The organism is Umezawaea tangerina (assembly GCF_003002815.1).
GTDB classification, from domain to species: domain Bacteria; phylum Actinomycetota; class Actinomycetes; order Mycobacteriales; family Pseudonocardiaceae; genus Umezawaea; species Umezawaea tangerina.
Window position 1 is genome coordinate 105,271 of record NZ_PVTF01000021.1, and the last position, 14,115, is coordinate 119,385.

Annotated in this window: 1 protein-coding gene; it reads left to right on the forward strand. The window is 76.0% G+C overall.

What is annotated here, in order from left to right:
- Positions 1-92 precede the first annotated feature (92 nt).
- Positions 93-14,114 (forward strand): type I polyketide synthase, encoded by a 14,022-nt coding sequence (locus CLV43_RS43755; RefSeq protein ID WP_425445803.1) that lies wholly within the window; start codon positions 93-95, stop codon positions 14,112-14,114.
- Position 14,115: the final 1 nt, after the last annotated feature.

The window sequence follows — 14,115 nt, forward strand, 5'->3', positions numbered from 1 at the left end:
GGGCCGCCGAGTTCTGCGCGGAAGAAGTCGAAGACGGGGTAACGGATGTTCTGGCACGGGGCACAGCGCGCGGGCGACCACTTCGGGACGGTGTGACCCCGATGGCCGAGGACGAGAAGCTGCTCGGGTACCTGCGCCGCGCCATGGGCGAGCTGGCCGACGCCCGCACCCAGGTGCGCGACCTGGAGGCCAAGGCGGGCGAGCCCATCGCGATCGTGGCGATGAGCTGCCGCTACCCCGGCGGGGTCCGGTCCCCGGAGGACCTGTGGGACCTGGTCGCCGGCGGCCGCGACGCCATCGCCGAGTGGCCCGCCGACCGCGGCTGGAACACCGCCGAGCTGTACCGCCCCGGCCCCGCCGTGCCGGGGAAGTCGTTGTGCCGCGAGGGCGGGTTCCTCGACGACGCGGGCGACTTCGACGCCGGGTTCTTCGGCGTGTCCCCGAACGAGGCGCTGGCGATGGACCCGCAGCAGCGGCTCGTGCTGGAGACCTCGTGGGACGCGGTGGAACGGGCGGGCATCGCGCCTTCGTCGTTGCGCGACAGCAGGACCGGCGTGTTCCTCGGTGCCATCGAGAACGGCTACGGCTCGCGCGCGTTCGACGTCCCCGTTGGGGCGGAAGGGTTCCTGGACACCGGGACGCACACCAGCGTCGTGTCCGGCCGGGTCGCCTACACCCTCGGGCTGCGCGGCCCGGCGATCACCGTCAACACCGCGTGCTCGTCCTCGTTGGTGGCACTGCACCTCGCCGCCCGCGCACTGCGCGCGGGTGACTGCGCGCTCGCGCTCGCGGGCGGCGTGACGGTCATGCCCGTGCCCGACCCGTTCGTCTCGTTCAGCCAGCAGGGCGGCCTCGCCCCGGACGGGCGCTGCAAGGCGTTCGGCGCCGGGGCCGACGGCACCGGCTGGTCCGAGGGCGTCGGGGTGGTGCTGCTGGAACGGCTGTCCGACGCGCTGCGCAACGGCCGCCGCGTCCTCGCGGTGCTGCGGTCCAGCGCGGTCAACCAGGACGGCGCCAGCAACGGCCTGGCCGCGCCGAACGCCACCGCGCAGCGCGAGGTCATCCGCGACGCGCTGGCCGCGGCCGAGCTCGCCCCGGTCGACGTGGACGCCGTGGAGGGCCACGGCACCGGCACCCGGCTCGGCGACCCGATCGAGGCCGGGGCGCTGCTCGCGGAGTACGGCCGCAACCGCGAGGCCGACCGTCCACTGTGGCTCGGCTCGCTGAAGTCCAACATCGGCCACACCTCCGCCGCCGCGGGCATCGGCGGTGTGATCAAGATGGTGCAGGCGCTGCGGCACGAGCTGCTGCCGCGCACCCTGCACGCCGACGAGCCCTCGCCGTTCGTGGACTGGTCGACCGGCGCGGTCCGGCTGCTGTCCCAGGCCCGCGCCTGGCCCGCCTCCGACCGGCCGCGCCGTGCGGGCGTGTCGGCGTTCGGGATCAGCGGCACCAACGCGCACGTGATCCTCGAAGAGGCCCCGGCGGTGGAGCCCGCCGAGGTCGTCGAGGCCGGTGGCGTCGTGCCGTGGGTGCTGTCCGCGCGGTCGGGCGCCGCTCTGCGCGCGCAGGCCGCCGGGCTGTCGGCGTGGGTGGCCCGCAACGGGGACGCGCGGCCCGCGGACGTGGCCGCGTCGCTGGCGCTGGACAGGTCCGCGTGGGAGCACCGGGCCGTCGTGGCCGGGTGTGACGCGGCGGATCTCGCCGCACGGCTGGACGTCCTCGCCGAAGGCGGTGTGCCCGCCGACGGCGCTGTGCTCGGCACCGGACCGGTGAGGTCCGACGGTCGGGTGGTGTTCGTGTTCCCCGGTCAGGGGTCGCAGTGGGTCGGGATGGGTGTCGAGCTGTTGGCGTCCTCGCCCGTGTTCGCGGCGCGGATGGCTGAGTGCGAGCGGGCGTTGGCGCCGTTCGTGGACTGGTCGTTGCGGGAGGCGTTGTCCGACGAGGCGTTGTTGCTGCGCGTGGACGTGGTGCAGCCGGTGCTGTGGGCGGTGATGGTGTCCTTGGCGCACCTGTGGCGTTCGGCGGGTGTAGAGCCGTCCGCGGTGGTGGGTCATTCGCAGGGTGAGATCGCGGCCGCTGTGGTGGCCGGGGCGTTGTCGTTGGAGGACGGCGCCCGTGTGGTCTCGTTGCGCAGCAAGGCGATCGGGCGGTTGGCGGGTCGTGGCGGGATGGTGTCGGTGGCCGCGCCACTGGCCGAGGTCGAGGCGCTGCTCGGTGATGGCGTGTCCATCGCGGCGGTCAACGGGCCCGGCGCGGTCGTGGTGTCCGGCGACACCGCCGCCTTGGAGGAGTTCGTCACCCGGTGCGGCTCGACGAGCGTGCGCCGGATCGCCGTGGACTACGCGTCGCACTCCGTTGTCGTGGAGGAGGTCCGCGAGGAGCTGGCGGAGGTCCTGCGGGACGTCGTCGCCCTGGTGCCCGAGGTCCCGTGGTGCTCGACGGTGACCGGTGAGTGGGTGCGCGACGCGTCGGCGGACGCCGGCTACTGGTACCGCAACCTGCGGCAGCGGGTGCGCCTCGCCGACGTGGTGCGGAGCCTGGTGGGGGACGGGTTCGGCGTGTTCGTCGAGCCCAGCGCCCACCCCGTGCTCACCCTGGCAGTGCACGACACCGCCGAGCAGGCCGGTGCCGACATCGCTGTCATCCCCACGTTGCGCCGCGACCAGGGCGGCCCCGTCACCTGGGCGCTCGCGCTCGGGCAGGCGTGGACCGCCGGGGTGGCCGTCGACTGGACCGCCGTGCTGCCCGCCGGCGCCGTGCGCACCCCGGACCTGCCCACCTACCCGTTCCAGCGCAAGCGCTACTGGCTGCCGATGAAGTCCACCGCGGACGAGTCGGCGACGAGCCTCGACGACTGGGGCTACTCCGTGTCCTGGGTGCCGCTCGCGATCCGCGAGGACGCCCCGCTCGACGGCCGCTGGGTCGTCGTCACGCCACCGGACCTGGACGCCGCCGTGCTCGCCGCCGTCCTGGAAGCAGTGGGTCCCGGCGCGGTGACGACGACCGCGGCCGACCGCGAAGCCCTCGCAGGCGCCACCGGTGTGCTGTCCCTGCTCGCCCTGGACGACCGCCCGCACCCCGACCACCCGTTCCTGCCCCGCGGTGTCGCGAGCACCCTCGACCTGGTCCGGGCGCTCGACGGGACCGCGCCGCTCTGGTGCGCCACCCGCGGCGCCGTGACGACCGGTGCCGACGACCCGGTGACCGCTCCGGCCCAGCAGGTCGCCTGGGGGCTCGGCCGGGTCGCCGCCCTCGAACACCCCGGCCGCTGGGGCGGCCTCGTCGACCTGCCCGCGGTCCTCGACTCCTCGACCGCGCCGCTGTTGGCCCGCGCCCTGGCCGGCGCGGGACCGGAGGACCAGATCGCCGTCCGCGCGAACGGCCTGTCGGTGCGACGGCTGGTGCGGACGGCACTGCCCGCGGACACGGCGTGGCGGCCCACGGGCACGACGCTGGTCACCGGCGGCACCGGCGGGATCGGTGTCCAGCTCGCCGAGTGGCTGGCCGGGCGCGGTGCCGGGCGCGTCGTGCTGATGAGCCGCGGAGGCGCGGCACCGGCGGACCTCGTCGCCCGCGCGGCCGCGCTGGGCACCGAGATCACCGCTGTGGCCTGCGACGTGGCCGACGCCGAGGCGTTGCGCGCGGCGGTCGCGGGCCTGCGGGCCGACGGCCACCGCATCGGCACGGTCCTGCACGCCGCCGCGTCCGGCGAGCTGGTCGCGCTGGCGGACACCGACGTGGCCGAGTTCGCCGCCACCGCGCGGGCCAAGATGGCGGGCGCGGTCAACCTGGACGCGGAGGTCGGCGCCGACGTCACCGACTTCGTCCTGTTCTCCTCGATCTCCGGCGTGTGGGGCAGTGCCGTGCACGGCGCCTACGCCGCGTCGAACGCCTTCCTCGACGGGCTGGCCGAGCACCGCCGCGGCCGCGGCCTGGCGGCGACCTCGATCGCCTGGGGCATCTGGGATCCCACCGAGGGCGGTGGCATGGCCGCCGAGCTCGCCGAGGACCGGCTGCTGGCGCAGGGCATCCCGTTCATGGACCCGGCCACCGCGCTGGACGGCCTCGGCCGCATCCTCTCCGGCGACTCCGCCCTGACCGTCTGCGCCGCCGTGGACTGGACCCGGTTCGCGCCGGTGTTCACCTCCGCGCGCCCCAGCCCGCTGATCGCCGACCTGCCCGAGGTGCGGCGCGTCCTCGGCGTCGACGACACCGAACCCGACGACGGCAACGACATCGCCGCCCTGCTGCGGGACCGGTTGCGCGGACTGCCCGCGGCCGACCGGCTGCGCGCGCTGGCGGACCTCGTCCGCGACCAGACCGCGGGTGTGCTCGGCTACGACTCGCCGGACGAGATCGCCGACGGCCGCGCGTTCCGCGACCTCGGGTTCGACTCGCTGACCGCCGTGTCCATGCGCGACCGGCTGGCCACCGTGACCGGCCTGCCCCTGCCGGTGACCGTCGTGTTCGACCACTCCAGCGTCGACGCGCTCGCCCGCCACCTGGTCGGGAAGCTGTTCGGCGGCAGGAACGAGACCGCGGACACCGTCCTCCCGGCGGGTGTCGCCGACGACGCCGACGACCCGGTCGTGATCGTCGCCATGGCCTGCCGGTTCCCCGGCGACGTGCGGACGCCCGAGGACCTGTGGCGGCTGGTCGCCGACGGCCGCGACGCCTGCACGGACCTGCCTCTGGACCGCGGCTGGGACGTCGAGGGCCGCTACGACCCCGACCCGGACCGCCCCGGCCACAGCTACGTGCGCGGCGGGTACTTCCTGCACGACGCCGACCGGTTCGACCCCGGCTTCTTCGGCATCTCGCCCCGCGAGGCGCTGGCCATGGACCCGCAGCAGCGGCTCGCGCTGGAGCTGGCGTGGGAGTCGTTCGAACGCGCGGGCATCCGCGCCGACGACCTGCGCGGCGCACCCGTCGGGGTCTTCGTCGGCGCGGCCTACCAGGGCTACGGCGGGGACCCGGCGCAGGCCGACCCGAGCGTCGAGACCCACATCGTCGCGGGCATCTCCACCAGCGTGCTGTCCGGCCGCGTGTCCTACACCTTCGGGCTCGAAGGCCCGGCGATCACCGTGGACACCGCGTGCTCGTCCGGACTGGTCGCGCTCCACCTGGCCGCGCGGTCGCTGCGCTCGGGCGAGTGCTCGCTGGCACTGGCCGGTGGCGTCACCGTGATGGGCGCGCCGCTGGCGTTCGGTACGTACAGCAGGCAGCGCGCGCTGGCGGTGGACGGCCGGTCCAAGGCGTTCGCGGAAGGAGCCGACGGCTTCGGCATCGGCGAGGGCGCCGGTCTCGTGCTGCTGGAACGGCTGTCGACCGCCCGCGCGGCCGGTCGACGGGTGCTGGCCGTGGTGCGGTCGAGCGCGGTCAACCAGGACGGCGCCAGCAACGGCCTCACCGCGCCGAGCGGGCTCGCGCAGCAGCGGGTCATCCGGCAGGCGCTGGCCGGGGCCGGGCTGACCGCCGCGGAGGTGGACGTCGTGGAGGCCCACGGCACCGGCACGCGGCTCGGCGACCCCATCGAGGCCCAAGCGGTGCAGGAGGTCTACGGCCAGGGCAGGCCCGAGGGCCGTCCGCTGCTGCTCGGCTCGGTGAAGTCGAACATCGGCCACACCCAGGCCGCCTCCGGCCTGGCGGGCGTGATCAAGGTGGTGCTGGCCTTCGAGCACGGCGTCCTGCCGCGCACCCTGCACGCCGAGACACCGTCCTCGTTCATCGACTGGGCGTCCGCCCCGGTCGAGCTGGCCACGGAGAACCGGCCGTGGGAGACCGGCGGACGGCCCCGGCGGGCGGGCGTGTCCGCGTTCGGGCTGAGCGGCACCAACGCGCACGTGATCCTGGAGCAGGCCGCGCCCGAGGCTCCCGCCGCCGATCCCGGGTCGGGCCCGGTGGCGTGGGTGCTGTCCGCGCGCACGCCGGAAGCCTTGCGGGAGCAGGCTTCCCGGCTGCTGGCCGTGGACGCGGCCCCGGCCGACGTCGCGCGGTCGCTGGCGACCGCGCGCACCGCGTTCGACCACCGCGCCGCCGTGGTCGGCGAGGACGCCGCGGACCTGGCGGCCGGACTGCGGGCGCTGGCGGCGGACGAGTCCGCGCCGGGTGTCGTCCGCGGCACCGTGGGCAAGCGGGGCAGGACCGTGTTCGTGTTCCCCGGCCAGGGCGTCGAGTGGCTGGGCATGGGACTGGAGCTGGCCGGGCGCTACCCGGTGTTCGCCGACCGGCTGCGCGAGTGCGACGAGGCGTTCCGCGCGCACCTGGACTGGTCGGTGCTGGACGTGCTGCGCGGCGAGGGGCCCGACCTGGACCGGGTCGACGTCGTGCAGCCGGCGCTGTTCTCGGTCATGGTGTCGCTGGCCGCGCTGTGGAGGTCGTTCGGCGTGCGGCCGGACGCGGTGGTCGGGCACTCGCAGGGCGAGGTCGCCGCGGCCTGCGTCGCGGGCGCGCTGTCGCTGGCCGACGCCGTCACCGTAGTGGCGCTGCGCAGCCGCGCACTGCGGGCGACGACCGGCACCGGCGGCATGATGTTCGTGCTGCGCCCGCGCGCCGAGGTGCTGGAACGGCTCGCGCCGTGGCCGGGCCTGTCGGTGGCCGCGGTCAACGGCGAGTCGGCCGTGACCGTCGCGGGCGACGTCGCGGCGCTGGACGAGCTCAGCGCCGCGCTCGCGAAGGACGGCGTGTGGCGCTGGGTCGTGCCCGGTGTCGACTTCGCCGCGCACTCCCCGCAGGTCGAGTCCCTGCGCGACGAGCTGTTGACCGCGCTGGCCGGGATCCGCCCGCGCCCGGCCGAGGTCCCGTTCTACTCCACGGTGACCGGTGGCCTCCTCGACACCGGTGGCCTGGACGCCGGGTACTGGTACGACAACCTGCGCCATCCGGTCGACTTCCTGGCCGCGGTGCGGTCGCTGCTGGCCGACGGGCACCGCGCGTTCGTCGAGTGCAGCGCCCACCCGGCGCTGCTGACGAACGTCGAGGAGATCGCCGAGCACGCGGGCGCGACGGTGACCGCCGTCGGCTCGCTGCGCCGCGACGACGGGGGAGCGGCGCGGATGCTCACCTCCCTGGCGGGCCTGCACGTCCGCGGCGTCGAGGTGGACTGGCCGTCCGCCCTGCCGACCGGCCGGGTGGTGCCGCTGCCGACCTACCCCTTCCAGCGCGAGCGGTACTGGCTTCCGCCCGCCGCGGCACCGGTCACCGGTCAGTCCGCGGTGGAGCGCGGGTTCTGGGACGCCGTGACCAGCGGCGACGGGCTGCCCGCCGAGCTGGACTCGCTGCGCCCGGCGCTGCCCGCGCTGGCGGAGTGGTACCGGGGCGGCCGCGAGAGGTCCGAAGCGGACTCCTGGCGCTACCGCACCGCCTGGCAGCCGGTCACCGGCGGCTCGACGAGGCTGTCCGGGACCTGGTTGGTGCTCGTCCCGGAGGGCGGCGCGCCGACCGTGCTCCTGGACGCCCTGCGCGACCGCGGCGCGTCCGTGGTGACCGCGGAGGTCGGCGACGACGATCGCGCGACGGTGGCGGACCGCGTCCGCCTCGCGACCGCGGACGGCGCGCCCGTCGGCGTGCTGTCGTTGTGCTCGCTCGACCACCCGGAGGCCGAGCCGGGACTGCTGCGCGCGGTCGCGGTGATCCAGGCCCTCGCCGACGCCGGTGTCGCGGCCCCGCTGTGGTGGGCGACCCGTGACGCGGTGCCGGTCGGCGGCTCCGGCACGTCCGTCGACCCCGCCCAGTCCGCGCTCTGGGGGCTCGGTGTCGTCGCGGGCGTGGAGAACCCGCACCGCTGGGCCGGACTGGTCGACCTTCCGTCCGATGTGGACGGACGGGTCGCCGACCGGCTGGCCGGTGCGCTCGCCGACCCCGGTGGCGAGGACCAGGTCGCCGTGCGCGCGTCCGGCGTCTTCGGCCGCCGCCTGCACCGCGCCGCCACCCCGCCCGGTGGCACGCCGTGGCGGACCGACGGCACCGTGCTGGTCACCGGCGGCACCGGAGCGCTCGGCGGCCACGTCGCCCGCTGGCTGGCGGGCCTCGGCGCCCGGCACCTGCTGCTGGCGAGCCGGACCGGTCACGCCCCCGCGGAACTGGTGCGGGACCTGGAAGGGCTCGGCGCGCGCGTCACCGTCGCGGCCTGCGACGCCGCCGACCGCGACCGGCTCGCCGAGGTGATCGCCGCCGTCCCGGCCGACGCCCCGCTGACCGCCGTGTTCCACCTAGCGGGCGTCCTGGACGACTCCGTCGTCGGCGCCATCACCCCCGACCGGGCCCGCGGTGTGCTGCGGCCGAAGGTCGCGGGCGCCCGGAACCTGCACGAGCTGACGCTCGACCTCGACCTGTCCGCGTTCGTGCTGTTCTCCTCGCTCGCCGCCACCCTCGGCGGCGCGGGCCAGGCCGTCTACGCGGCGGCCAACGCCTACCTCGACGGCTTGGCCGAACACCGGCGTGCGGTGGGTCTGCCCGCCACGTCCGCGGCCTGGGGCCTCTGGGCGGCCGACGGACTGGCCGGTGGCGCCGTCGGCGAGCGGATCGCCCGCGACGGCCTGCCCGCGATGCCGCCGGACCGGGCGCTGGCCGCCCTGCGCCGGTCGCTGACCCTGGGCGACACCCGTGTGGTGGTCGGCGACTTCGACTGGCAGCGCTACGCCCACGTCTACACCACGGCCCGCCCGACCCGGATGTTCGCCGACCTGCCCGAAGCGGTGCTGCCGGATGCGGTGAAGCCCGCGCTGACCGCCGTGGCGGCGGCCGAACGCGACCGGCTGCTGCTGGACCTGGTCCGCGGCACCGTCGCCGACGTCCTCGGCCACGCCGACCCCAGCTCGGTGGACGTGCACCGCGCCTTCCAGGACCTCGGCTTCGACTCCGTCACGGCCGTGGAGCTGCGCAACCGGCTGGCCGAACGCACCGGCGTGCCGCTGTCGGTGACCCTGGTGTTCGACCACCCGTCGGTGGAAGCGCTAGTCGCCCACCTGCGCGCCGGGTTGGCCGGGGACGACGAGCCCGTCGCCGCACCCGCGGCGCGGGAGGTCGCGACCGACGACCCGATCGCGATCGTGGCGATGAGCTGCCGCTTCCCCGGTGGCGTCAGCACCCCGGAGCAGTTCTGGGACCTGCTCGACAGCGGCACCGACGCCATCTCCGACTTCCCGACCGACCGCGGCTGGGACCTGAGCGGCCTGTTCGGCGACCGCGCCGGCCAGACGTCCGCGCGGCAGGGCGGGTTCCTGCACGACGCCGCCGACTTCGACCCGGCGTTCTTCGGCATCTCCCCGCGCGAAGCGCTGACCATCGACCCCCAGCAGCGGCTGCTGCTGGAGACCGCGTGGGAGGCGCTGGAACGCGCGGGCATCGACCCGGCGTCGCTGCGCGGCAGCGACACGGGCGTCTACGTCGGGTCCAGCCACCACGAGTACGGCTCGCGGCTGACCGAGCCCGCCGAGGAGTACGAGGGCTACCTCGGCATCGGCAGCGCGGGCAGCGTGGCCTCCGGCCGCATCTCCTACGTGCTGGGCCTGGAAGGACCCGCCGTCACGGTGGACACCGCGTGCTCGTCGTCGCTGGTCGCGCTGCACATGGCCGTCCGCTCCCTGCGGAACGGCGAGTCCTCGCTCGCCCTGGTCGGCGGGGCGACGATCATGGCCACGCCCACCACGTTCGTCGAGTTCAGCAGGCAGGCCGGGCTCGCCACCGACAGCCGCTGCAAGCCGTTCTCCGCGAGCGCCGACGGCACCGCGTGGGGCGAGGGCGTGGCCCTGATGCTGGTGGAGCGCCTGTCCGACGCCCGCCGCAACGGCCACCCCGTGCTCGCCGTCGTCAAGGGCACCGCCGTGAACCAGGACGGCGCCTCGAACGGCCTGACGGCGCCGAACGGGCCGTCGCAGCAACGGGTCATCCGGGCCGCGCTCGCCGACGCCGGGATCACCGCGGCCGGCGTGGACGTGGTGGAGGCGCACGGCACCGGCACGAAGCTGGGCGACCCGATCGAGGCGCAGGCCCTGCTGTCCACCTACGGCCGCGACCGCGCGCACCCGGTGCTGCTCGGCTCGGTGAAGTCGAACATCGGCCACACCCAGGCCGCCGCGGGCATGGCGGGCATCCTCAAGGTCGTGCTCGCGCTGCGCCACGGCGTGGTGCCCGCGACCCTGCACTTCGACGCGCCCAGCCCGCACGTGGACTGGACCGCCGGGTCCATGGAGGTCGTGGCCGAGCGGACGCCGTGGCCCGAGGTCGGCCGGCCCCGCCGGGCGGGCGTGTCCGGGTTCGGCGTGAGCGGCACCAACGCGCACACCATCATCGAACAGGCACCGGACGCGCCCGAGCCCGCGGTGGTCGCCGAGCCGATCGGGACGACCACGGCGTGGCCGCTGTCCGGCCACAGCCCCGAAGCGCTGCGCGCCCAGGCCGCCCGGCTGCGGGACGCGCTGGCCGGGCAGGACCCGAGCCCGGCCGACGTGGCTTTCTCGCTGGCCACCACCCGTGCCGCGCTGGAGCACCGCGCGGTGGTCATCGGCGACGACGGCGCCGAGCTCGTCGAACGGCTGACCGCCCTCGCCGACCAGGGCGAGGCCTGGGACGGCGTGCGGGCGGTGGCGGCGCGCACCGGCCGCACGGCGTTCCTGTTCCCCGGACAGGGCAGCCAACGGGCGGGCATGGGCGCCGAGCTGCACTCGGTGTTCCCCGTCTACACCGATGCGTTCGACGCCGTCTGCGCGGCGTTCGAGCCACTGCTGGACCGGCCGCTGCGCGACGTCGTGTTCGACCAGGACCCGACGGCGCTCGACCGCACCGAGTACACCCAGCCCGCGCTGTTCGCCGTCGAGGTGGCGCTCTTCCGGCTGCTGGAGCACTGGGGCGTCCGCCCGGACTTCCTGCTCGGCCACTCCATCGGCGAACTGGCCGCCGCGCACGTGGCGGGCGTGTTCTCGCTGCCCGACGCGGCCACCCTGGTCGCCGCACGGGGTCGGCTGATGCAGTCCGCCCGCGCCGACGGGCTGATGGTCTCCCTGCGGGCGACCGAGGCCGAGGTGGTCGGGTTCGGCGCCGCGGTCGACATCGCCGCGGTCAACGGCCCCACCGCCACGGTCGTGTCCGGTGACGAGACCGAGGTGCTGGCCGTCGCCGCGCACTTCAGCGGCCTCGGCCGCCGGGTGAAGCGGCTGCGCACCAGCCACGCGTTCCACTCGACCCACCTCGACCCGGTGCTCGCCGAGTTCCGCGAGGTCGCGGAAGGCCTGGCGCTGCACGCGCCGACGCTGCCCGTCGTGTCCAACGTGACGGGGGGCCTCGCCGAGGACATCGCGACCCCCGGCTACTGGGTCGAGCACGCCCGGCGGGCCGTCCGGTTCGCCGACGGCGTCACGACCCTGGTCCGCGAGGGCGTCACGACGTTCCTCGAGCTCGGGCCGGACGCCCAGCTCACGGCGCTGGTACCGGAGTCGCTGTCCGCCGACGACACCGACCGCGCGGCGATCCCCGTGCTGGACCGGCGGCTGCCGGAGCAGCGGTCCGCGGTGACCGCACTGGCCCGCGCGCACGCCAGGGGAGTCCCGGTCGACTGGACGGCGCTGCCCGGCCGCCGGGTCGACCTGCCCACCTACGCCTTCCAACGCCGCCGCTACTGGCTCGACGCCCCGCCCGGCGCGGGCGGCGCGGCCGCGGCCGGGCTCGACCCGGTGGGTCACCCGCTGCTCGGCGCGGGTGCCGAGCTGCCCGAGACCGGCGGTCACCTGTTCTCCGCCCGCGTCGGCACCGCCACCCAGCCCTGGCTGGCCGACCACGGCGTCTTCGGTACGGCGATCTTCCCGGCGACGGCGTTCCTGGAGCTGGCCGTCCGGGTGGGCGACGAGACCGGCTGCCCGCGGGTGGCCGAGCTGACCCTGGAGGCCCCGCTCGCCCTGCCGCCGTCCGGCGGTGCCGACCTGCGGCTCACCGCCGCCGCGGCGGACGCGGCCGGGCACCGCACCCTCACCGTGCACGCCCGCACGACGCCTGGCGGGCCGTGGACGCGGCACGCGAGCGCCGTGCTCTCCGGACCGCTGCCCGTGGCCGACGTCGACCTCGCCGAGTGGCCGCCGCCGGGTGCCGAGCAGATGGACGTCTCCGACCTGTACGACCGGCTCGAAGCGGGCGGGTTCGCCTACGGGCCTGCGTTCCGCAGGCTGCGCGCGGTGTGGCGGCGCGGGGACGAGGTGTTCGCCGAGGCCGTGCTGCCCGAGGACCGGCTGCCGGAGGCCGGGGCGTTCGCCCTGCACCCGGCGCTGCTGGACAGCGCGCTGCACTCGCTCGCGTTCAGCGTCCTGGACGGTCGCGACGGCGGCTGGCTGCCGTTCGCGCTCAGCGGTGTCCAGGTGCACGCCTCCGGCGCCGGGTCGGTGCGGCTGCGGCTCGTCCCGAACGGCCGCGACTCGGTGGCCGTGCACGTGGCCGACCCGGCGGGCCTGCCGGTCGCCACGATCGACTCCCTCGTCCTGCGACCGGTGTCGGCCGACCGGGTGCGCCCCGCCGCCGTGCTCGACCCGCTCTACCGGATGGTGTGGCAGGAGCCGCTGCCCGGTGCCGCGGACGCGCCGGACGCGGAAGTCGTGGACCTGCCCCGGATCACCGACCCCGACGACCTCCCGGCCGCCGTGCACGCCGCGACCACCCGCACGCTCGCGCTGCTGCGGGACCGGCTGGCCGACCGCCCCACCACCCGGCTGGTGCTCGTCACCCACGGCGCGATCCCGGCCGAGGCGGACGACGACGTGCCGGACCTCGTGCACGCGGCGGTGTGGGGCCTGGTGCGCACCGCGCAGACCGAGCACCCCGGCCGGTTCGTGCTCGTCGACACCGACGACGACCCGGCCTCCGACGCCGTGCTGGCCGACGCCGTCGCCAGCGGTGAGCCCCAGCTGGTGCTGCGCGCCGGTGTCGTGCGGGCGGGCCGCTGGGTCCGCTCCGCCGACACCGCGGGCGACGCGGGCTGGGACACCACCGGCACCGTGCTCGTCACCGGCGGCACGGGCGGGATCGGCGCCGAGGTGGCCCGCCACCTGGTGACCGCCCACGGCGTGCGGCACCTGGTGCTGGTGAGCCGCGGCGGCCCGGACGCCGAGGGCGCGGCCGAGCTGGCCGCCCTCGACGCGGACGTCCGGATCGTCGCCTGCGACATCGCCGACCGGACGGCGTTGGCCGCGCTCGTCGACAGCCTGCCGGACCGGCCCCTGGCCGGGGTCGTGCACTGCGCCGGCGTGGTCGCCGACGGCCTGCTGGAGACCCTCACCGACGAGCAGGTGACGACCGCGCTGCGACCGAAGGTCGACGCCGCCGCGCTCCTGCACGAGCTGACCGCGTCCCGCGCACCCGCCCGGTTCGTGCTGTTCTCGTCGATCGCCGCCGCGTTCGGCGGGGCGGCGCAGGCCAACTACGCCGCGGGCAACGCGTTCCTGGACGGGCTCGCCCACCGGCGCCGTGCCGAAGGGCTGCCCGCGCTGTCGATCCAGTGGGGCCTGTGGGCCACCAAGCGCGGGATGAGCGGTCAGCTCACCGACGGCGACCTGCGCCGGATCGCGCGCGGCGGCATCGTGCCGTTCACCGTGGCCGAAGGCCTGGCGCTGTTCGACCGGGCCGTCGCCGCGGACCTGCCGGTCGTGGCCCCGCTGCGCCTGGACACCACCGCGCTCGCCGGGCAGGACGTGCCCGCGTTCCTGCGCGGTCTCGTCCCGGTCGTGCGCCGCACCGCCACCGCGGCGGGCCAGGACACCACCGACCTGGCCGCCCGGCTGCTGCCGCTGACCCCCGAACGACGTCGCCGCACGCTGCTGGACCTGGTGCGCGCGCAGGTCGCCACGGTGCTGGGCGCGCCGGACGCGACCGTCCCGGCGGGCAAGGGGCTGCTGGACCTCGGGTTCGACTCGCTCACCGCGGTCGAGCTGCGCAACCGGCTCGCCTCGGCCACCGGCCTGCGGCTGCCCGCGACGCTGCTGTTCGACCACCCGACCGCGGGCGCCATCGCCGACCACCTGGTGGCCGAGCTGGTCCCCGCCGACGTCGTGGAAGAGCTGGTCAGCGTGCTGGACGTCACCACGGACGACGAGCTGTTCGACCTGATCGACAACGAACTCGGCACCTCGTGAC